Origin of the sequence: Paenibacillus agaridevorans, assembly GCF_003112455.1 — a bacterium.
Classification (GTDB): domain Bacteria; phylum Bacillota; class Bacilli; order Paenibacillales; family Paenibacillaceae; genus Pristimantibacillus; species Pristimantibacillus agaridevorans.
Genome location: NZ_BDQX01000423.1, coordinates 10,168 through 32,334 on the forward strand (window position 1 = coordinate 10,168; position 22,167 = coordinate 32,334).

Here is a 22,167-nt window from a genome sequence, read left to right on the forward strand (position 1 = left end):
TGAGCAATGCAGAACGACAATGTCTCCGCCGTCATCCGCCATTCGCGCATTGCTCGACTTGGCGGTCTGACGATACGACTCCGGTATGTGCACGTATACGGTACCGCGTTTCGTATAACCCGGCCTCCATTGCAAGATCAGCCGTCGCTCCGCCGCATCCCAGCGCTCATCGCCGAATTCGGCCCAGCCTTGGGTAAAGTGCATATCCGTTCCCGCCAGATGAGGATGCTCGGCAGCGGTGCGAAGCGCAAGCAACTGCATCGAATGAGGTTTCATTTCATGAAGAGACAACCAGGTGTCCTCCGCTTCGCCGGAAAACAAAGCCGTCTCCAGCCGATCCCATAAGCTCCAACCGATTACTTGCTCTCCGTGACGGAAGCCGAGCTCCTGAAGCGGCAATGACGGAGCATCCGGCGTGTCGCTCCAATTGAATACGCCCAGCACGATCCACCGCCGTCCGTTATCCTCGATAGACAGCTTCCAGAAGCGGGGAATATCCGGATTGAAGTAGTCGAGCGGAACAGCGACGCCGGGGCCGACCGGGAACAACTGGCCAATAAGGGGCCGCCGCTCCTCTTCGAGCTCCGACAGCTTGTCGTTGTAGAACAGCAAACCGCCCGACAGCGCCACGACGCCGGCCCATACTCGCGCTTCGTCCAGAGTCGGCGTGTAGTCGTCGACGATGCCCTCCGGCTCATGTCCCCGGACAACCAGCGCATCCGGGTCGTTGAAGCCGGCGCGGGGATGCAGAAAATAGCGCGCGGCCATCGCTTGGGAGCAAATTTTCACCAGCTCCCAATACCCCGGCCGCTCCTGCGAGGCTGTATAAGTCCGCCTCGTAATATCCGGGGTCATTCGATTGGCATCGATATACGGACCCAGGCTGGCGAACAGGGGAGCCGCGCAGCCCAGAATGAAACATTGATCCCCGGCCGCCTCGCGGATAACCCGCATGGCATTGCGATAAGCCTGCGCTGTCGTCGTCCCGGGATAATACACCTGATCCCGCTCAAGGCTCGAATGTGTGCCCTTGTCGGTAAATAGAGCGCGCACCAGAAAGTCAAGCTTGATGTAGCGATACCCCCACTCGTGCACAGCCCGATGAATGAGCCGATGCAGGTATTGGAGCACCTCCGGATTCGTAATGTCCAGCACGTACTTGATATTGCTTTTCTCATGGAGCTCAAGCACATCGCTGCCGTTCGGATTCATGCCGGCCACAGGCTGCCCGTCCCTCCAGAGTAGCCAGTCCGGGTGTTCGTTGACCAGTTGCGAACCGGCATCCGCCAGCAACGGGGAAAACCATAAGCCGGGCTTGAAGCCCGCTTCGGCAATGCGGGCGGCGAGCCACTCCATGCCATGCGGAAACTTGCCGTTTGCCTCCCAGTCCCCGAATCCCGTCTCCAGAAACCATCCCGCATCCACGACGACATACTCCGGCTGGATGTCCGGAAACTCCAGCAATGCCTGCACGTTGTCCAGTACGGCTTGCTCCGTCACGGTTCCATAGTAGTAATACCAGGAGATCCAGCCGGTAACCGGCTCGCGAAATGCGCTTGCCGGTTTCATGGCTGCACAAACGCGGTCCATGTAACGGCTGAGCAGCCGATCATGCCCATGATCCGTCATAAAGATCGCCCACTCCGTATCGGCGGTCTCGCCTGAACGGAGAACCAGGTTTTCGAGATGATTGGCTACGCATATATCGAAACCTTCGTTATTCGCGTCTTGTTGCGCCAGCACATGCGGAAAGTATGTGGCATGCGAGCTGCAACCGATCAGAAGATGTCGGTTCAATGTCGGCTCGTGCAGCACGGTAAAGCCGTCAAAATAATGGTTGCGCCCAGGCTCGACCGCTTCAATGCCGATGTGCATGTCGGTCGACTGCAGCCCGACATTAAGCGCGAGCCAGTCGCGGCCTGCTGCATTTGCTCCAATACCACCGCCTCCAATGCCGCTCCCGCCTTCAAGCGCCCGAGTTTCCGCGTAACGCAGCTGCCCCTCGCACAGATGGGCGGCGGAGAGTGCCAACGGATCGTCGCCTTCATTGCGCAGCCGCAGCCTCCATTCCGCATATCCCTCCTCCTGCAGGATCAACTCCAGCGTCACCTGCAGCGCGTCATTACGATAAACATATCCATATCGCTCCTCTTGTCCACGCCGAGGAGGGAAGGTTTGCCTCTCGGAAAAGTCGGATATATCCCAGACATGTCCGTCCCCGCGCACAATGCGAAAGCCGAAATCAAGCGTTGCCTCCGCGGCCCGCTCCAACCGGATCCTTCCGTCGGGCAAAGCCTGATGCCGAATCATGGTTTGTTCCACTGCGTCTCCTCCAGCCTCGATAGTGTAGCCCTTATGTCCGGCCAAGCGAGCTGCTGCGGCAACAAACGCCGGCTGGCGCATAATGCTGCCGCTGCTCCGGCGGCCTGGCCCATGGCGACCGCATTGCCCGTAACCCGGTAGCTGGAATGGGCAACGAAATCGCCGCTGATGCATCTGCCCGCAAGCAGCAGACCGTCCACGTCCGCCGCGATCAAAGCGCGGAACGGAATATCGTACGGCTTGCTCGACTTGCCGTCATCCCCGAAGCCCTTGCCATCCTCGGGATTCGTTGAATGGATATCGATGCCGTATCGTACGCGGCATACGCCGTCCTCATGAGCGCGGCCGGCCTGCAAGTCATGCTCGTCGACCGTATAGCGCCCCGCAATACGCCGCCCTTCCCGGATGCCGATCTGGGCGGCGGTGCTGACGATATGCAGGCCGCTCCACACGCCGCCTGCCGCCCGCAGCCCGTCGATAATCCGGTGAAGCTCGCGCCTTGCCAGCATTGTCGCCTGCGACAGTTGCATAGCATCGGTCGCCTTGGCGCCATACATATGATTAGCCATTAAAGCAAAGAGGCCGTCTCTGATATGAAACAACGACGGGCCGGAGTACGACGGGAACACGCCTGCTTGGCCCATCTGCTCCAGCAAACGCCGCTTGGGCTCCTCGCTGAGGCCATCCATCGTATACGGCGCTACATCCTCCGGAAGAATGCCCGAGACGAGCGCCATAAGGCTAAGCGGCTGAGTCTCGCCGCTGCCCGGCCTTCCGAGCGCAAATCCGCAGCCCGCCTGTGCCGCCAGATCGCCGTCGCCCGTCGCATCAATAAAGCAGGAGGCTGCCCACGCCTGCCGTCCCGACTTCGATTCGGTCAGCGCCAGCGCCAAACGGCCGCTTTCGTCGACCGCAGCGGAGCACACCCTCGTATGCAATTGAACGATGACGCCCGCTTCGCAGCACATCTCCTCCAGCAACAGCTTCATCGCTTCCGGATCGTACGTAAAATCTTCGCCCAGACTTTGCCGCCGGGCGCCCTTTTTATCCAGCCGGTCGGTGATTTCCTTCATGATGCCCGGCTTGCCGCCGGCATCGATAATCCAGGACAACAAACCGGATGTCCAGATGCCGCCCAAGGCTCCGTGCCCCTCGAGCAGCACCGTCTTCGCGCCTGTACGGGCGGCGGCAATCGCCGCCGATACCCCTGCGGGCCCGCCGCCGCATACGACGACATCGGCTTGCCGCAACACTTCAATATCCCGCGCCGGCTCCCGATATAGTTCTGTACTCACCTTGTCTACCTCCACTCAAACCATTTGTACTGATAACCGAACTTTTTCAACTCGCAGTTGAGTTTACATTTTGACGGATCCGTCCGTCATTCCGCCGTAAAAGTGCTTCTGATTGTAAATGAAAAACGCCACCGGAATCAAAAAGGCGATCGTGAGCAGCGCGTAGACAGCGCCCCAATCGTTGACATACTCGCTCATAAAAGAGTATACGGCCAAGGTGATCGTTTTTTTTGATGCCGTGCGTATGAACAAAAGCGGCATAAGGAAATCGTTCCAGATCGAGATCGAAGAAATGACCATGTACGTAACCGTAACCGGCTTAAGCAATGGCAAGATGATCAGGGCAAAAATCCGTACTCGGCCGCAGCCGTCGATGCTTGCCGATTCGTCCAGGCTTCGACTGACGCCTTTAATGAAACCGGTGTACAGCATAATGCCCATCGGGATCGCTCCCGCAATGCTGATAATAATGACCGATGTCCGGGTATCGACCAGTCCGAGCTTATTCATCAGGACATAAAGCGGCACCAGATTGGCGGCGAGCGGAATCATGGAAGCGCTGATAAACACCAAATAAAGCGCCTGAAAGATCCATTCCTTGCGACGCGCCAAGCTGTAGCTCGCCATGGAGGTCAAATAAATCGCCACTACAATCGAAATGCCCGTAATGAAAATGGAATTGCCGATGTTAAGCCAGATGTAGGAGTTGTCAAAAACCCGGGCATAGTTGTCGAATTGCAGCGAGGAGGGGAGCGTAAATACCCGATTGATCTCCTGATTGGTCTTGAAGCTGCTTAATATGATATTAAGGACCGGGATCAAAATAATAACTGCCGCCGCGTACAAAATCGTATAGTTAAACATTCGGAGCCATCTTCCGTTTGCCGATGCCATGATTAATACTCCACCTCCAGTCGTCGCGTCACCGTCAACTGAATCAGCGTAATCGTCGCGATAAAGAGGAAAAACACAAGTCCAATGCTGCTAGCATAGCCGAACTGGTTGGAGAGAAAGGCCGTATTGTAGATCGACATCGTCACCGTGTTCGTCGTATTCATCGGACCTCCGCCGGTCAATACAAACGGCAGCTCGAATACGCGAAGGGACCCTGTAATCGAAATGAACATATTAATCGTGACCGCCGGCATAATAAGCGGCAACGTAATCAGACGCAGCTTGCGCCATCCCGTCGCGCCGTCCAGCGCGGCCGCCTCGTTGATTTCGGTCGGGATCGCTTGCAAGCCGGTTATATAAATAATCATGCCATAGCCCGCCCACTGCCAGATGTTGATAACGATCAGCACATGTATCGTAATGATAGGATGCGCCAGCCAGTTGTGCGCCAGCGTCTCCAGTCCGACAAGCTTCAATGTTTGGTTGATGATGCCGTTGTATTGGAAGAAGGCAATCCAAGTCATGCTGATAATCAGCGCGCTGATGACGGCCGGCATATACAGCACGGTGCGGAAAACCTTGGCTCCCTTGATGCGATTGACAAGGATGAGGGCGAGGCCCAGTTGAATGACCGTACCGAGCAATATACTGACTATCGCAAAATAAACGGTATTGTAAAAAGCCCCCAGCACCTTGCTATCGCTAAACACCGATATAAAATTGTCCAATCCGACAAACTGGTAGGATCGGCTAAAGCCGTCCCAATTCGTGAGCGAATAGAACATCGTCATGGACAGCGGGTAATACTTGAAGGTAAGGAACAACGTTAACGCCGGCAATACAAAGAGCAGCGCATAGAGTAAATCCAATCTCCGCCGGTATCTCATCATGTCCGAACTCCTATCTCTCAACCGGGAGGGGGCGGCATCGCTGCCGGCCCCCTTGCGAGCTGTTTTATTCTTTGACTACCATTTGGTCCTTCGTTTTGCCGAATTCCTCATCCAGCCGCTTCAGCTCCGCTTCCACGGACGAGCCGACCAAAATATTTTGCAACGAGATGTCCACTTCCTTGCTGAATGCCGGCGTAACCGCCGAGCGGCTGCCAATGACGACGGACACGTCATCCGCCGAGAAGCCGTTCACATAATCCTGCAATACCGGAGCCGTCTGGATATCCAACCCTTTCAGCACGGTGAACAAGGACTGTTCCTCCAAATAAGGCTTCAAATTATCCGGGTTGACGAAGAAGTTGAACAGCGCCTTGGCTTCTTCCGGGTGCTTCGTGTTGGCGGAGACGACCAGCATGCGATCGCCGTTGCTCATCGCATGAATGATCCCGTCCGCCCGAGGCACCGGCGGCATGAACGCGCCTAGCTCGAATGAAGCGCTGTCCGCATTAACAATCGGGTCAAGCGTCGGAACCCAGGTGCCTTGCGGGAGCATGGCGGCTTTGCCGTCGGCGAAATATTGCACGGACTGGTCATAGGTAAGGGTTGAGGAGGCCTCGGAGACATAACCCTGCTTCACCAGATCGGCAATAAACTGCAGCGGATAATCAATCACCTCGGAAGGTTTGACATCCCCTTTGGCCAGCGCATAAAAAATGTCCCCGTCGGTTTTCGGCAGCGCATACGACCTGAATATGGCGGTATACAGCGTGCCGGACAAGGTCCACGCGTCCTTCGCCCCGAATACGAGCGGTTCAACGCCGTTGTCTTTCAGCGTCTGGTTGACCGCCAGGAACTCTTCCGCATTTGTCGGCACATCCAGGTTGTATTTTTCGAAAATCTTCTTGTTGTAATAGATCGGACTCACCGGCGTGCCCGCATTGACCATAAATCCGAACCGTTTGCCGTTAATTTGGAAGGCTTGATCCACTAGCGGATTGTCGATCATCAACTGCATCCCCGGCTCGTTGCTCAGATCATACAAATGGCCCTCCGTCGCATATTGCGTGTACTGGTTAAACGGCAGCAAGTAGACATCCGGCGCGTCATCCGACAGGATGCGCGTTTGAAGCATCTGGCTGTATTGACCGCCGTCAATGACTTCCTCTTCTACTTTGATGTGGGGATTGGCTTTCATAAAGGCTTCGATAATGGGTTTGTCCTCCCCCTTGGACATCCAGGATGCATACTTCAGCGTAACGTTTGGTTTGGGGCTTTCGCTGCCGCTATTGTTGCTACCGCCTTGCGAAGCAACCGGACCTTGACCATTGTTGCCTGAGCTGCAGCCATAAAGTGCGACTGCCGTCGTCATCAGGATCAGCGGCATTAACCATTTCTTCTTCATTGCAACCACCTCTTCTGTCATTTTCACGTTCATCATGCCTTCGTTTCGGGGCACACGCTAACTATATCAACGATGCTCGCAGGGTGGCAGGGTTCAAAATTTACGATATAGTCCACTTTTATATGCAGTTGTACGCTTCGCTCTTGCGACAATTGCCACCGCAAATTGAGGGGTGATAGAATAAACTCACCGTTGCGCAGCGAAAAAAAGGGGGATGCGGGCATGTTGCGCTTTATTCGCAAAAGCATCAAGATCAAACTCTTTTCGCTTTATATTATCGGCATTACGATCCCTATCCTCCTCTTTGGCAGTTTGTCGTATACCATGTCCACCCGAACGCTTGAACAGGAGTACAGAAATGCGCAAAGTAATCTGAATCGGCAAATTGTAAAAACGTTGGAAGAAAACATTAAAAACATGACTCGTCAATCCATGGCGGTGTACGCCAACTCGGACGATATTGTCAATCTGCTTGCAGCTAGTGCTTCCGGTCGGCTTGCCGATACGGTCGCCAGCTACGGCCCGGCCTCCAGCTTCCTGTATAGTTTGCTCCAAGGCAACGACCGTCTATATGCCGTCAGCCTGCTTTCGATGGAAGGGAAAGTGTTGTACTATTCCAGCAAGCAGGGCAGTTCGATCAACCTGCAGCAGGTCGCCGACGAAGCCTGGTTTCAGGAAACGTTGGCGCGCAAGGGCATGCCGCTGCTGATCGAGCCGCATTACAAGTCCTATATCGACAACAAATCGCCCAACAACAAGGCGGTATTGTCCATCTCGCGCACCATCATCGACTTTACGAACAGCAAGCCGCTTGGCGTTGTCGTATTCGACCAGGAAGTCTCGCAATTTGTGCAAAACGTATCCGACACGGAATGGGAACGCAATCAGCAGTTCAGAATTATCGGCAGCAGCGGAGCGTCGATCTACAGCAATACGGAAGCGACGGAAACATCGGACGACGATTTGCAGCTGCTTCTGCAGGGGGCGGGCGAATCGTTTCGCGTCGAATCGGACGCGGGCAGCTTGCTCGTCCATTCCAACACGCTGGAAAATTACGGGTGGAAAGTCATTACGTCCATCCCGGCCGAGGAGTTATCCCGAAAAAGCTTGTTCCTGCGCGATATTCACTTGTCCTTGCTGCTTTTTCTCATTTTGATTGCCTTTCTCCTGTCGATCTTTTTTACCTATCTGGTCAATAAACCGATGAAACATCTGTTGCTCTCGTTGCGCAAGCTGGGCAAGGGCGATTTCAAGACGCGAGTGGCGATCGGGGGGGAAGACGAATTCAGCCAGATCGGTACGACCTTCAATGGCATGGTGGAAAATATGGAGAGGCTCATTCAGGAAAACTATCAGAAGGACATGCTAAAAAATCAGGCGGAATTCGATGCGCTGCAAAGTCAGATCAATCCGCATTTTCTATTCAACACGTTGTCTTCCATCCTGGCGGTGCTGAACAAACGGGATTATGAGCGTTCGTCCACGATGCTGCGCAGTCTGTCCGATTTGTTTCGATACAGCCTGAATCGGGGAGCCGCGATCGTAGCCTTTCAAGAGGAGCTCGCCCACATTCAGAAATATTTGTATATCCAATCCTGCCGCTTCGGCAGCAAATATAAGGTCGGCTACGATATCGACGAAGAAGTGCTCGCTAACGGCATCGTCCGATTGTCGCTGCAGCCGCTGGTCGAGAACGCGATCATACATGGGCTGGAGCCGCTCAAGAAAGGCGGGGAGCTCAAAATTACGGCCAAGGCGTTCGGAGACCACTATTATATTTACATTGTCAACAACGGCGTTGGCATCAGTGATCGCAAGCTGAATGAAATAAACGACAAATTGCAGCAGAGCGCGGATATTCGAGAGCGATCGCAGTCGGACAGCCTGGGCATGCTGAACGTCGATGCCCGCATCAAGCTCTACTACGGCAAAGAGTTCGGACTTCGCCTGTATCGCGGGAATACGGGCGAAACCGGCGTAAAAATCACCCTTCCGGCAAGGAGGCTCGCTACATGAAAGTGTTGGTTATCGACGATGAGCACCTCGTCCGCGAAACAGTCGTCCATTTGTTAGAAACGTTCGGCATCTCGGATATTATCGAGGCCGACGATGGCCATGCGGGACTGCAGCTTGTGCAAGAGCAACGCCCGGATTTGGCCATCGTCGACGTTCGTATGCCGGGCCTCGGCGGCATCGAATTGCTGGAGCGTCTAAAGCAGCTGAACATCCAGCTGCCGTACGTCATGCTCAGCGGCTACGATCTGTTTAGCTATGCCCAGACCGCTCTGAATTTGGGAGCGACGGCATACTTGCTTAAGCCGGTCAATCCGGACGAGCTTTATGCCGTTATTCAAAAGGTTCGTCTGGACAGGCAGTTACAGGATATCCGTTCGGAAACCGCCATGCGTACGAACATCCAACTGAAACAGAGCATGGAGATTATGCGGCGGCGTTTCATCGGAGAGCTGGCTGCGACGACGCAACTGGCCGAAGGTTATGTGGCGGGACGGTTGAAGGAGCTGGAGATCGGCTTTGCGCATCGGCAGTTCGCGATTGTCCGCATCGAGCTCGACCCGGTTTCAGGGCCGGTGAGCGGACTTCCTTCCAACGATCAGGCGCTGATCCAATACGGGGCGGAGAACATCGCTTGCGAAATTTTGCAGCAGGCGGATGTCGGCGTCTGGCCGGGCGATGCCGAACAAGGTTTCTTTCTGCTGGCGAATATCCCCCTATCCGTGCTATATCCTCGCGATCTGATGTCCCTGTGTACGGAAGTGAAAGAGAGTATCCGGCGTTATTTGCGGCAGCATGCGACAATTGGCATCGGCAGCCTGGCTTGCACCTTGTCCGAGCTTCCTTCCTCCTATGAGGCGGCGGGCAAAGCGCTTTTGCAGCGATTGGTAAAGGGAACGGGCAGCGTTATTGTTTACGAGCGGCCCGTCGCGTCCCCGGATCAGTTTAAAGGAATCGGCTTTCAGGTGGAACAGGACATGCTGTTGGAGTTCGAACGGGGCGATCAGGCAGCCGCAATGGCGATTGTGCGCCGGATGTACGAACCGTTTATTGCGCTCGACTTTATTGACAGAGCCAGCTTGCTGAAACTCAACTTCCAGCTCATTGTACTGCTGTTCAAAATATTGGAACGGTTTGACGCCGAACCTGCGCCCTTGCTGGGAGAAGAATTGTCCTTGTACGAGGAGGTCAATCAATGCACAAGCATCGAGGCTATGCTGGACTGGTTCGGCGGCAAGCTGGCGCTTGCGTTTGACGCCTTGCTGAGCAACCGGGAAACCGGCGCGCGCAAGCTCATCGAAAAAGCGCGCGGGTATATCCACAACCGCTACATGGAGGACTTGTCTCTCGAGACGGTGGCAGCCCATGTCTATGTTACGCCGGCTTATTTCAGCAGCATTTTCAAAAAAGAAACCGGGAAAAACTTTGTGGACTATGTGAGCCATTACCGTATCGACAAGGCCAAGCAGCTGCTCGGCAGCGGCAATTACAAGGTTAACGCGGTAGCGGCGATGACGGGTTTTCATAACATGAAATACTTCTACAAAGTATTTAAAAAGCAGACGGGTTTGACGCCGAACCAGTATAAGGAGCTGTAGCGGCCCAAGTTCGGGCGCAATCGAGATATGTCCACCTGCCTTCTAACGTTTGTCTATTATGCCGAACGGCAATGTTCGGTATGATAGATGGTATTAATGGCGAAAGGTTGTGGATAATGGTGGTTCATCATTTGAAATTGGTTCTTGTCTGCCTGATTTGCGGCTTGGGAATAATCGCGGTACCGAATGCGGGCAACGCGGCGGCACAAGGTGTGGAAGACGCAGACAATCAAGCGGCCTTGTTCAGCTTGCGTCAATTGGTAAGCGATTACAATGGGCCGCTCATTCAAGTCAGACGATCCGACGACCATGCGACAATGGATGTTTACAGCGACGCGGAAGGCGAACTTGAGCTTGAAGCGCTTCTGGAATTTGTGGGAAGCGCGAACGGTCACGTTGCCGTCTGGTATGACCAAAGCGGCAATGCAGCCAATGCCGTGCAGGCCATCCCCGCCCGGCAGCCGCTCATCGTGAGCGAGGGAGTCCCGCAGATGCTGGACGGCAGACCGGCCATTTACTTCGACGAGTTCAATGAGCTGGCGTTAAGCGACATCAATGTTCCTGCTCCGCTCTCCATAAATGTGGTCGGCAGAACGACGTTCGGCAACGGCAGCCGCTATCTTTTCGACCCGAACGGCGCCGAGCTGTATCGCTGGAACGTAGCGCCGGCGGCTAATGAGATGCGGGTCGGGAACGCCGGTCATCTGCTGCAAGCGCCGGGTCTCGATTTCCGGGAAAGCTTTGTAAGCACTGCTATTATTAACGGCTCTTCTTCCTCCCTATCCCTTAACGGAACAGTCGTTGCCGGCACGATGGGCAGCAAGGGGCTGACGTCTACGGCTACGCTTGGCAGCAATACGGTTGGCGTCGGGCTTGTCGGCTACTTGCAGGAGGCGCTCATATTCGGCGATGCGTTAAGCTCCGTGGAACGGTCGGCGATCGAAGCGGATCAGACCGAGCGCTATTTGGCGCCTAACAAGGTGAGGAAGCTGAAGGCAACTGTTTCCGGCAATCAAGTCACGCTGAAATGGTCGGCGCCGCTCTCTTCCTACGAGCCGGTCACAGGGTACCGGGTCGAGTACAAACAAGCATCCTCAAGTGCTTGGCTGCTCCATAGCACGACCGCGTCCAGGTCGGCCGTCATTTCGGGGTTGACGGTCGATGCTTGGTATGACTTCCGGATTCGCGCCGTCAACAGCTACGGAGCAGGACTTGAATCCGATGTGTTGTCCCGCAAGCTGGGCAATGCCTGGGGCAAAATCGCGGACGACTCCGCTGCCTCCAATGTGCTGGCGTCCACCTTGTATTTTCCTGGCAAACCGAACGACAATTATATGACCGCCTATACGGCGCTGCCGCTTGAGACCGAAATGAACTTTCAGGAAGAAGATATTCGCATACAGCTTCGACGCATGAAAGAAATCGGCATCAATGCAGTGCAAATCAGCTTCTTCGGAGCGGACACGTTAAGCGGCTCCAAATTTCTTCCAATGAACGCTTGGCGCAATCGTACGGATGGACAAATCTTCGAGGATTACGATCGGCTTATTGCTTTAATTGAGGAAGAAGGGCTTTATTTCTACCCGCTGATTGAGACGTCAAGCACCATGTCCTTTTATCTGGACTTTGGCGTCGCGAATCAAAAGCTAGTGGACAGAATCGGCTATTGGGCCGAGCGTTGGGGCGATTCGCCGAGCTGGCTGAAGCTGTACAACGTGAATGGCGAGGCGAAGAAGGTCGTCTCCTTCATCGAATCCGTCAAGATGGAGCCGTATGCGTCATCCTTGTTCGATAACAATTTAACAGACATAGCGGAAGCCGTCGCATCGGATTACGATATGGAGATCGGTTTTGCTCTGGATCCGACAAGACTGCCGAAAGAAACGGAAGGCGGTATACTGCCGGGAGCTTATGGGCCGAAACCTGCAGACTTGGCCGGCAATGCGCATGTGCTGCTCATTCATCCTTGGGAGCTGACAGTCGACGGCAGTACCGAAGAGCAGAGAACGCGCTGGGCGACACGGTTTCTCAAGACGTGGAAGGACGCGGGTTATCCGGTTGCTTCGTTCATGATCGCCGGCTATGATTCGACCAATGTGTTCCCATCCAGCGATGTATATGGAAAAACGGCGCAATGGCGGGCCTTGCAGCAGACGCTGGCCGTAACGGAGCTGGGTTCGGCGGGCGTCACGTTCGGCCCATGGAACGGCTGGACAGAGTGGTTCCACATTACCAAATCCAGGGGAAGCGGAGGCGACGCCAATCTGGCATGGGCCAGGGAAAGCATTCGCATCAATCAACAGCGGGCGAGCGCTAAACCCGGCTATGTGGAAAACCTGGCCATATCTGCCGCAAGCTCGAGCCTTACGCTGACATGGCAGGCTCCGATTTCGAACGGAGGAAGCGCCGTAACCGATTACGCGATCGCGTTCAGAGCGAATGGCAGCGGCACATGGACACTCTGGCCCGAAAGCGTGTCGGCAGTTACCGGCGCCTATATTACCGGGCTTGCAGCCAATACGCTGTACGAGGTTGAAGTTAGGGCGATCAACGGCAACGGGGGTAGCGAGGGCGCGACAAGAATTTCATTACGCACATTGTAGGCGAACGGCGGGCAGCATCCGTCATCGAAATACCTTCAGCCTAGCACCCGACAGAGTGATGATTTTACTGCATATGAACTTGTAATGTGTTAGTATACTAGAAAAAATGCTGGGGATATTCCAATGCGAAAAATATTCCTTAATATGTCACTTTCCAATAAAATCGTGGCCATGGTATTTACCATGGTCATGATTCCCGTTTTTCTGATGAGCTGGTTGTTTGTCAAGGAAATGCAGCAATCCATCAGACAAGAGGTCAGCTCGAACTATATTCATTTCACAGAACAATATGTCGCCAACTTGAATTACAAGCTTGATATCTACAAAAACCTGCAAGAAACATTGTCTGCCAATCAGACGTTTCAGACCGTTATGCAAAATCAGTACCGCTATGGTGCCCAAGATATGATTTACATCAGCAATCTCTTTTCTTCCGAAATCAAAAATGTCATCTTTTCGGACTACCCGGAAATCTACAATATTATGTTTTACGCCGAAAATCCCGCATTTCCAAGAGACGGCAGGCATGTCGCCAGTCTCGATGTGATGGAGAGCGAATACTGGTTTTCCTCCGTTCCGGAAACCTATATGCTGGAGCCGATTGTTTTTGACTACCGGACGCTTGGATTGAAGAAAAAAATCGTATCGTTCGCAAGTCCGATGAAGGACTTGTCCGCAGACACATCCATCAGGACGCTAGCCTGGCTCAAAATCGATGTGGAGGCGGAGCTTTTTTTCGAGGAAAGCCTTGTCAGAAAGCAATCCAACGAATTTCAATTTGCGATACGCGACAGTCGAAACCACATTTTGTACGCATCGCATGAATCGTTTGCGGCTCGGCTCGACAGCGGCGCCGTGTCTGGTCAAGCCATGGTTGAATTTTTGAATTCGGGTGAGGTTCTGGTGCACGAGAGGATCGAGGCGTTGAACGGCGAGGTTTTGTTTCTGTTTCCCGACTTTGAAATCGAGAAAAAAACCAAGGCTGTGTTCAATAAAGTGATCTTCTTTGTCATTCTCATCCTCATCTTTACGCTGATAATGAGCTACTTGATGTCGCTTATTCTGATGAAGCGGCTGCGGCGTTTTATCAATAAGATGGCCAGAGTTAAGGAAGGAAAGCTGGAAATAGCCGAATATATCGAGGGCAGAGACGAGATCGCCATTATCGACAGCCAATTCAACACGATGGTTCGAAGGTTGGATGAAGTGATTCAGGAAAACTATATTCAGAGCCTGTCCAAAAAGAAGGCGGAGCTGTCGGCGCTGCAAAATCAGATTAATCCGCATTTTCTTTTCAATACGCTCGAATCCATCAACGCGATGGCCACGGTGATGAACGCGCGAGAAATCAGCGCGGTAACGGAAAGTCTCGGCGACATGCTGCGCTACAGCATCAACATAAGCGACTCTCTGGTTCCGCTTCGCGAAGAGCTGAATAATATCGTCCATTATGTCAAAATTCAAAATGTTCGCTTCGACGATCGTTTTCTGCTTTCCATCCAGGTGGAGGAACAACTCCAGAGCGCCAAGGTACTGAAGCTGCTTTTGCAGCCGATTATTGAAAACGCGATACTGCATGCCTTTCGCGGAAGCAGAAGCGTCGGCCATATGGAAGTAACGGCGGAGCAGCGGGACGGGCAGTTGTGGCTGATTGTGACGGACGACGGCGCGGGCATGTCCAGTGAAGAAGTGCGGCAACTGAATGATACGCTTCTCTCCGGGGAGCGTCACGGTCACAGCATCGGATTGCAAAATGTGCATTCGAGGGTCAATCTGACCTTCGGTCAGTCGTACGGATTACGGATCGAAAGCGATCCGGGTATCGGGACCAAAGTTGCGATCGTTGTACCATATGTGAAATAGGAGCGGAGCAATGATGTACAAGGTGCTTGTCGTGGATGACGAGAAGTGGGTTCGCAAAGGAATCGTGTTTAAATTGCAGCAATTAAATATGCCGTACGAATGGATTCGGGAGGCTGACGATGGCAGGGCCGCACTGGAGATGATAGATGCGGATTGTCCCGATATTATCATTACCGATGTCAAAATGGACGATATGGACGGCATTTCATTGATTCGGGCGGTCAGAGAGACGGGGCTCGACTTGCGCTTTATGATCATTAGCGGCCATGCGGAATTTGAATATGCCGAGCAGGCGCTCAATATGGGCGTTATGGGGTACTTACTGAAGCCGATCAAGGAAGAACAGTTCCGAGCGGTGTTCTTCAAGCTTTGCGAGGATGTGAGGAGCAGCCGGGAGCGGCAGCAGTCGGAGGCCAGACACGAAATGCAAATAAAGAAGACGAGACAACTGGTCGAGGAGAAAATGTTGAATCACGTCTTGTCCCAAAGCAGGGCACAGCATGGGGAGACGTTTCCCAAAGGGCTGCTCGAGGAGTGGGGTTATGCCGACGCGGAGTTGCCGGAGCATCTACGGCAGTTTGACCGTGCCGATATGAAATACACGCTGGTTATCGTCCATATTGATCGTTCCAACTACAATAGCGAACGGTTCCATTACGACGATCTGGGTTTGATCAAATTCGCGATTAAAAACATCGCGGAAAATTTGCTGGCCGACCGGCCTTTTCTAATCGGCAACAATTTGCAAGATTTGAACCAGGTGCATATATTGCTGCAAGCCGGCCCGTCCGATGAAAGCGGTCTAAATACCGATCCGTTTATTTTCCGGTTGTTTACAACCGTAACCAAGCTGCTGAAAATAACGGTAACGATAGGGGTCAGCTCTCCGCTGGACCGGGTTTCGGAAGAGCTGTACAAGCAGGCGCGAGCGGCGTTGGATTTGCGTTTGATCAAAGGCAACCATAACGTGTTTTATGCCAAGGACGCCTTCCTGTCTTCGCGAATGGAAATTCCGGTGGAGCAGCTCAGTCTGCTCGGCAAAGCGATTGAGTTGTCCGATTTCCGCAATGTAGAAGTTATCTTGTCGGAGCTGCTTGCGAACAAAAAGCTAAAGGATGCGTCGTTGCTGGATTTTCGACTCGTTTATATGGAAATTATACGTACGCTGATGCGGATAAGCTCGCAGCAGCAGCTGGATTTGCCAGATTCCCTTGATTTTGATTTTTTGAATATGGATGTGGCAAGACACTTTGATCGGACCGAGGATTTGGTGCAATATTTGTTGACGACGATCGTCACGCTTGTCAAGCCGGGCCATTCGTTGCCAATGGATTGCAGCGCCATTATTCACAACGTCAGGAGCTATATGGTGGCTAATTATGCCGAAAACCTGACAGTGAAGGAGCTGTCCCGCAAGTTTGCCATTAATCCCAATTATTTGTCCACCTTGTTCAAAGCGGAGACGGGGGAAACTTTCGTGAAAGAGTTGACGCGTATACGAATGGAGAAGGCACAGCAATTGCTGCGCCTCACCGGAATGCCGGTTTCGCAAATCGCGACAAGCATAGGCTATGACGACGTGCAGTACTTTTACCGCAAATTCAAACAAAGCTTCGGAATTACGCCTCTTGAATACCGCAACAATTGAGTTTCGTCCAATCCGCAACAAAGATTCCTCCATTATGCGCCGGGCCGGCAAACATTAAGATAGATACATCAGAAGACAGAAGGAGCGATGTAAATGTTTAACGGCCTGGAAACGCATCCGAACAACTTATGGAAATTGTCCGACGCGAGGACACGATCGATTTCACCGGAGAACCCGACAGGAGAGGTTTCCGGCGGAGCCAAAGCCGAGGCTGATCCCAAGGGACCCGCTCGCGAGCTTGGGCTGGGCTGGAAATGCAGGCCTTGCATATGGGTGAAGCCGGGCGAAACGCTGGTTCTGGCGGATATTCAGGATCAGGGCGCCATTCAGAGCATGTGGTGCGCCGGGACGATCGGGCGGGACTTTGTGCTGCGCATATATTGGGATGATAACGAGCAGCCTTCCGTGGAATGCCCGCTGTCGGACTTTTTTGCCACGCCGTTCGCATTCATGGATCCGGCAGTGCCAACCAAGGGCCCATTCGCGCAAATCAGCTCGATGATGGTTGCTGTCAATCCGAATCGGGGCATGAATTGTTTCTGGGAAATGCCTTTCCGCAAGCGTTGCTACATGACGCTGGAAAATATTCATCCTTCCCGGGATCAGGTTATCTATTACCAGATCAACTATGCGCTGACCGATGTGCCGGACGATGCCGCGTATTTCCACGCCCAGTTCAGACGGCAAAATCCACTGCCCTACGGAGAGGTATACACGATCGTGGACGGCATTGAAGGACAGGGGCATTACGTCGGTACCGTTATGGGCTGGGGCATCAACAACAACGGATGGTGGGGCGAAGGGGAAATCAAGTTTTATATGGACGGAGACGATGCATTTCCCACGATTTGCGGAACGGGAACGGAAGATTATTTCGGAGGCGCATTCAACTGGGATGTCGACGGTCAATACCGGACGTATACGACGCCTTATATGGGCATGCATCAAGTGCTTGCTCCGGACGGGCTCTATCAATCGCAGCACCGGCACGCCATGTATCGCTGGCATGTAGTGGACCCGATCCGCTTCCGGAATGACCTGAAGGTAACGATACAGGCGCTTGGCTGGAGGGATGAAGGCCGCTTCTATCCCGGAACGCATGATATCAGCTCGGTCGCCTTCTGGTACCAGGCCCAGCCGGCCAAGCAATTCCCGCCTTACCCGACGCGCAACGAGGTTGAGATTGTATGAGATTGAAGTCATTGTGGAAATACAAATATTTGTATCTGTTTTTATTTCCCGCAATCATTTATTACTTTATTTTTGCCTATATTCCGATGTACGGCATTACGCTCGGGTTCAAGGAATTCCAATTCAACAAGTCGATATGGGAGATGCCTTGGGCGGGCATGCAATACTTTGACCAATTTATCAACTATTACAAGTTCTGGGATCTGATTCGCAACACGCTGTTTATCAGTTTCCTGAAGCTGCTGTTCGGTTTTCCCGCTGCGCTCGGGCTGGCGCTGCTTCTGAATGAAATTCGAAGCCGCTGGTTCAAGCGGATGATCCAGACGGTATCGTATTTGCCTTTCTTCGTGTCCTGGGTCGTGGTCATGACGCTTTTTTCGAAAATATTGTCGCCGAACGCCGGCCCTATCAATGAGCTGAAAACAAAATGGTTTGGCGGAGATCCCATTTTCTTTATCGGAGATCCGTCATGGTTTCACTCGATTGTGGTATTGTCGGACGTATGGAAACACGTAGGGTGGAACACGATCATATTTCTGGCTGCCATATCGGCAATCAATCCCGAGCTTTATGAGGCTGCCAGCATGGATGGCGCCAGACGGTTCCAGCGTATGTGGTATATCACGTTGCCCAGTATTCGGCCGATTATCGGCATCATGCTGATCTTGTCCATGGGAGGGCTCATGAGCGCGGGCTACGAGCAAATCTATCTGATGCGGCAGCCAAGCAATCTGGCGGTATCCGAAATTCTGGATACTTACATTATCCATATGGGCTTGCGGCAGGGCTATTATAGCCTGGCTACGGTTGCCGGCATGTTTCAGGGAGTCGTTTCCCTCGTCATTATATTTGCGGCCAACTCGATTTCCAGGCGCGCGTCGGGAGTTTCCCTATGGTAAGCGCCCAAGGAAAGGAGGAGGATCGTTAATTGGTCTACAAAGAAACGCTCGGCGAAAAGTGGTTTACGATAAGCAACTACCTGTTTCTTATTTTGTTCGGATGCAGTACCGTCTATTTGTTTTTTTACATTCTCGTTCTTTCTTTCAACGACGGCATAGACGCGCTCAAGGGCGGCATCTATTTCTGGCCGAGAGAATTCACGCTGGCCAACTACCAGACCGCATTCGGCAATCCGAATATTATGAGCGCCTTCCGGCTTTCGGTGCTTCGCGCAGGCGTGGGAACGTTTCTGTCGGTTTTGCTGACGTCCATGGCGGCGTACGCGCTGCTTAGAAAAGATTTGCCCGGCAGAAAATATATTATTTTTTATTGTTTCTTTACGACGTTGTTCAGCGGCGGCATCATACCGCTCTACATGCTGTACAAGGAAATCGGACTTATCAACTCGATCTGGATTTACATCATTCCGGGGATGTACAGCTTTTTCAATATCATCATTATTCGAACGTACTTCGAGAACATTCCGCACAGCTTGTCGGAATCGGCTCGAATGGACGGCGCAGGCGATTTGCGCATTTTCTTCCAGATCTACTTGCCGCTCTCCAAGCCTGTACTGGCTACGATCGCCTTGTTCGTGGCGGTCGCGCATTGGAACGACTGGGTGACGGGGGCGTTCTTCGTGAACAATCCCGACCTGATCCCTGCGGCAACGCTGCTGCAGAAGGTGCTTGCCGAAACTTCGTTCGAGGCCAATGCGATGCAGCAAAGCATGAATTCGGATTTGATGGCCAAAGCGGTCTCGAATACGACGCCCGAAGCGCTCCGAATGGCTTTTGTCATCATTGTGACGATTCCGGTTCTATGTGTCTACCCGTTTCTGCAGAAGTACTTTGTGCAGGGCGTTATGATCGGTTCAATCAAAGAATAAGGGAGACATACATCCCTTCAGGAGGTAACGGTCCATGAAAAGTTGGTTGAAAAAAGGCTTCTCGCTTGGTCTTGCGATGTTGATTTGCTCGGTTGCCATATTGGGCTGCACGAACGCAAACAACGGCAAAAACAATGACCCCTCGACGTCTGCTTCCCCCGCGGGTTCGCAAAACAACGCAAGCGGAGAGGGGAAACCGGAGGAAGTGACGCTGAAGCTGCTGGTGGCCTGGCAAGGGTTGTCCTTCCTCGCGCCGTCCGATCTTGCGAACAATCCGGTGGCTCAGATTATTAAAGAAAAAACGGGCGTTACACTCGATGTCGAGTGGATTACGATTCCCGAAATCGAACGGCTCAACTTGCTGTTCGCCACGAACAACATGCCGGACATGGTCATGGCTCCTTATTGGGGCGGCCAGGATGTCCATACGGTCGCGATCAAAAAAGCGGCGCGCGAAGGTCTCATTATGCCGTTGAACGACCTGATCGAGAAGTACGGTTCCAATATGAAGGACGCCTTCAATGTTGGAGTCGCTTCCGATTTCAGGGAAAACGATCTGGAGGACGTTTCGTTCAACGGAGAGCGTTATTTGCTGCCGATGCATACGCCGCTAAGCCCCGAAGATACGACGCAATGGGCGTACAATGTATTCGTCAGAAAAGATATTCTCGAGGCGCTCGACGTGAAGCCGTCCGATATTCGCCATTCCGAGGATCTGTATCCGCTGCTTAAGAAAATAAAGGACGGCAATTTTACCGATACGGCAGGGCGACCTGTTATACCGTCCGGAGCATGGCAGAACGGCTGGAATTACGGTTCGATGCTGAACTCCTTTACGGAGAACAACTTTACGGCATTCACCAAGATTGATGAGCAATATCGTCTTGGCATTTTCTCGGAATTGACCGAGAAACGAGTGCTTTTCATGCGGAAACTTGTGACAGAGGGACTGTTCGATCCCGAGGCGTTCCGCCAGAACGACACGGTCGCGAAGGAAAAGATGGCGACGGGCCGCGTAGCGATGGTGAGCGCTCATTATCCGCATATGAATACCGTGCTGAGTCAGTCGCTGTACGTGGATCATCCGGAGATGGAATATGTGCCGGTAGGGCCGATTGCGGATGCCAACGGCGAGAATACGATGGTCGAATCCAAAGTCCTGAAGGGACAATCCGGCGTGCCCGGGATGTTCATTGGCGCAGATTCGAAAAATGCGGAAGCGGCCATGCGTTATCTGAACTTTATTAACAGCGAAGAAGGCAAACTTCTGGTGTATCTTGGCGTCGAAGGAGAGCACTGGACGAAGGATGCCGCAGGTCAGCCGAAACATACGGAGAAATTTTTGGAGAGCGCGAAGAGCGATCCGAGTTATGCCGTCAACCAAGGAATTGGCAGCGTTTATACGCTCGGCGTATACGGTTTGCCGAACCGGATGTTCCAGGCGGCCGGCGATGCGGCTCAAGTTGACGAACTGTACGAGACATCGAAAGAAGTTTACGGGTTGACGGTTGTGGACGGCTACCGCTTGAGTTATTTCAATAACGAGTATCCGGAATTCGACAAAATTCAAACCCTGCTGGACAGCAACACGCAACGCGATGTCATCGAAAGCGCCTATTTCGCCGCAAGTGACGAGAAAGCGCTCCAAATCTTGAATGATTACCGCAGTCAATTGATCAAGGGCGGCGTTCAGGAGTATGAAACATTCATGAACGAGAAAGCGAAAACCAGGGACGATATTATTCACTGAGTTCAGGACACCCCCTTATCGTAGACGTCGGATATGCACTGCGGGTGCGTAGCTGGCAAATGCGATAAGGGGTTTCTTTATTTTATAAAAGGGAGAAGATAGAATGGGCAACAAGTATGCAATCGGCGTCGACTACGGCACGCAGTCGGGCAGGGCGGTACTGGTGGATTTGGCGGACGGGGCGGAGATCGCGGAGCATGTGACGCCATATCGACATCATGTCATCGACGAGGCACTGCCGGCAAGCGGCATCAAGCTGGAGCATGACTGGGCGCTGCAGCATCCGCTGGATTATATCGAGGTGCTGGAGACATCGGTTCCGGCGGTTATGGAGGAATCGGGGGTCGATCCCGCCGATGTGATCGGGCTTGGCATCGACTTCACGGCATGCACCATGCTGCCGATCGATGCGGCGGGGCAGCCGCTGTGCCTGCAGGAGGCGCACAAGGACAATCCGCATAGCTGGGTGAAGCTGTGGAAGCATCATGCGGCGCAGGACGAGGCCAATCGGATCAATGAGGTCGCTGCGGCGCGGAGCGAGAAGTGGCTGGCGCGTTACGGAGGCAAAATTTCATCCGAATGGATGCTCGCCAAGGCCTGGCAGATTCTGAACGAAGCGCCGGGAATCTATGAAACGGCGGATCAATTCGTGGAAGCGGCGGATTGGGTCGTTGGCCAAATGACGGGCAATATTGTCCGCAATAGCTGTACAGCGGGCTACAAGGGAATCTGGCACAAGGCGGAAGGTTATCCGAGCCGCGAATTTCTCGCAGCGCTTGATCCGCGCCTGGCGGAGCTGACGGAGACGAAGCTGCGCGGCAAGGTGGAGCCGCTCGGCACGAAAGCCGGCGAGCTGACGCCGGCTTTCGC

15 protein-coding genes are annotated in these 22,167 nt (G+C 53.3%); 10 read left to right on the top strand and 5 right to left on the bottom strand.

Annotated features, from left to right (window positions below; translation table 11 throughout):
- The 5 genes from PAT3040_RS37740 to PAT3040_RS31925 form a co-directional block, all read right to left on the bottom strand.
- A partial coding sequence (locus PAT3040_RS37740) for a glycoside hydrolase family 36 protein (RefSeq protein ID WP_181376966.1) occupies nucleotides 1-2,322 on the bottom strand: 2,322 nt, incomplete at its 3' end.
- A complete protein-coding gene (locus PAT3040_RS31910) occupies nucleotides 2,307-3,617 on the bottom strand; it encodes an FAD-dependent oxidoreductase (RefSeq protein WP_219930343.1) in 1,311 nt (436 codons plus the stop codon). The genes PAT3040_RS31910 and PAT3040_RS37740, both read right to left, overlap by 16 nt.
- A gap of 63 nt (nucleotides 3,618-3,680) precedes the next feature.
- On the bottom strand, nucleotides 3,681-4,511 hold the full coding sequence (locus tag PAT3040_RS31915; protein WP_108995850.1) for a carbohydrate ABC transporter permease: 831 nt from the start codon (nucleotides 4,509-4,511) through the stop codon (nucleotides 3,681-3,683).
- Between the two features lie 2 nt (nucleotides 4,512-4,513).
- Entirely contained in the window at nucleotides 4,514-5,401 is an 888-nt protein-coding gene (locus tag PAT3040_RS31920) for a carbohydrate ABC transporter permease (protein WP_108995851.1), read from the bottom strand.
- A 64-nt stretch (nucleotides 5,402-5,465) separates the two neighbouring features.
- Entirely contained in the window at nucleotides 5,466-6,803 is a 1,338-nt protein-coding gene (locus PAT3040_RS31925) for an ABC transporter substrate-binding protein (protein ID WP_181376967.1), read from the bottom strand.
- Nucleotides 6,804-7,025: 222 nt separating this feature from the next.
- On the opposite strand from PAT3040_RS31925, the gene PAT3040_RS31930 reads away from it, so the two are divergent.
- From PAT3040_RS31930 to PAT3040_RS39280, 10 genes are all read left to right on the top strand, one after another.
- Nucleotides 7,026-8,819 carry a cache domain-containing sensor histidine kinase gene (locus PAT3040_RS31930; protein WP_108995853.1) on the top strand — a complete coding sequence of 598 codons (1,794 nt, stop codon included), beginning with the start codon at nucleotides 7,026-7,028 and terminating at the stop codon, nucleotides 8,817-8,819.
- The gene (locus PAT3040_RS31935) at nucleotides 8,816-10,414 is read left to right on the top strand and encodes a response regulator (RefSeq protein WP_108995854.1); all 1,599 of its coding nucleotides are present in this window, start codon (nucleotides 8,816-8,818) and stop codon (nucleotides 10,412-10,414) included. The genes PAT3040_RS31930 and PAT3040_RS31935 overlap by 4 nt, the downstream gene beginning before the upstream one ends.
- Nucleotides 10,415-10,545: 131 nt before the next feature.
- The gene (locus PAT3040_RS31940) at nucleotides 10,546-13,017 is read left to right on the top strand and encodes a fibronectin type III domain-containing protein (RefSeq protein WP_181376968.1); all 2,472 of its coding nucleotides are present in this window, start codon (nucleotides 10,546-10,548) and stop codon (nucleotides 13,015-13,017) included.
- A gap of 123 nt (nucleotides 13,018-13,140) precedes the next feature.
- Nucleotides 13,141-14,880: a sensor histidine kinase gene (locus PAT3040_RS31945; RefSeq protein WP_108995856.1), complete on the top strand. Its 1,740-nt coding sequence runs from the start codon at nucleotides 13,141-13,143 to the stop codon at nucleotides 14,878-14,880.
- A 10-nt stretch (nucleotides 14,881-14,890) separates the two neighbouring features.
- Nucleotides 14,891-16,528 carry a response regulator transcription factor gene (locus tag PAT3040_RS31950; protein ID WP_108995857.1) on the top strand — a complete coding sequence of 546 codons (1,638 nt, stop codon included), beginning with the start codon at nucleotides 14,891-14,893 and terminating at the stop codon, nucleotides 16,526-16,528.
- Nucleotides 16,529-16,621: 93 nt separating this feature from the next.
- Nucleotides 16,622-17,719 carry a glycoside hydrolase family 172 protein gene (locus PAT3040_RS31955; RefSeq protein WP_087568241.1) on the top strand — a complete coding sequence of 366 codons (1,098 nt, stop codon included), beginning with the start codon at nucleotides 16,622-16,624 and terminating at the stop codon, nucleotides 17,717-17,719.
- The gene (locus tag PAT3040_RS31960; protein ID WP_087568242.1) at nucleotides 17,716-18,618 is read left to right on the top strand and encodes an ABC transporter permease; all 903 of its coding nucleotides are present in this window, start codon (nucleotides 17,716-17,718) and stop codon (nucleotides 18,616-18,618) included. The genes PAT3040_RS31955 and PAT3040_RS31960 overlap by 4 nt, the downstream gene beginning before the upstream one ends.
- 29 nt (nucleotides 18,619-18,647) lie before the next feature.
- Nucleotides 18,648-19,547: a carbohydrate ABC transporter permease gene (locus PAT3040_RS31965; protein WP_087568243.1), complete on the top strand. Its 900-nt coding sequence runs from the start codon at nucleotides 18,648-18,650 to the stop codon at nucleotides 19,545-19,547.
- A 34-nt stretch (nucleotides 19,548-19,581) separates the two neighbouring features.
- Nucleotides 19,582-21,297 (top strand): extracellular solute-binding protein, encoded by a 1,716-nt coding sequence (locus PAT3040_RS31970; RefSeq protein ID WP_108995858.1) that lies wholly within the window; start codon nucleotides 19,582-19,584, stop codon nucleotides 21,295-21,297.
- 103 nt (nucleotides 21,298-21,400) lie between these two features.
- The coding region (locus PAT3040_RS39280; RefSeq protein ID WP_258235266.1) for an FGGY family carbohydrate kinase at nucleotides 21,401-22,167 on the top strand (767 nt) is incomplete at its 3' end.

Excerpts from the sequence above, each read along its gene's own strand:
- PAT3040_RS31930 (WP_108995853.1), top strand. The coding sequence starts at position 7,026 with ATGTTGCGCTTTATTCGCAAAAGCATCAAGATCAAACTCTTTTCGCTT.
- PAT3040_RS31925 (WP_181376967.1), bottom strand. The coding sequence starts at position 6,803 with ATGAAGAAGAAATGGTTAATGCCGCTGATCCTGATGACGACGGCAGTC.
- PAT3040_RS31915 (WP_108995850.1), bottom strand. The coding sequence starts at position 4,511 with ATGGCATCGGCAAACGGAAGATGGCTCCGAATGTTTAACTATACGATT.
- PAT3040_RS31945 (WP_108995856.1), top strand. The coding sequence starts at position 13,141 with ATGCGAAAAATATTCCTTAATATGTCACTTTCCAATAAAATCGTGGCC.
- PAT3040_RS31935 (WP_108995854.1), top strand. The coding sequence starts at position 8,816 with ATGAAAGTGTTGGTTATCGACGATGAGCACCTCGTCCGCGAAACAGTC.
- PAT3040_RS31955 (WP_087568241.1), top strand. The coding sequence starts at position 16,622 with ATGTTTAACGGCCTGGAAACGCATCCGAACAACTTATGGAAATTGTCC.
- PAT3040_RS31950 (WP_108995857.1), top strand. The coding sequence starts at position 14,891 with ATGATGTACAAGGTGCTTGTCGTGGATGACGAGAAGTGGGTTCGCAAA.
- PAT3040_RS31920 (WP_108995851.1), bottom strand. The coding sequence starts at position 5,401 with ATGATGAGATACCGGCGGAGATTGGATTTACTCTATGCGCTGCTCTTT.
- PAT3040_RS31970 (WP_108995858.1), top strand. The coding sequence starts at position 19,582 with ATGAAAAGTTGGTTGAAAAAAGGCTTCTCGCTTGGTCTTGCGATGTTG.
- PAT3040_RS31960 (WP_087568242.1), top strand. The coding sequence starts at position 17,716 with ATGAGATTGAAGTCATTGTGGAAATACAAATATTTGTATCTGTTTTTA.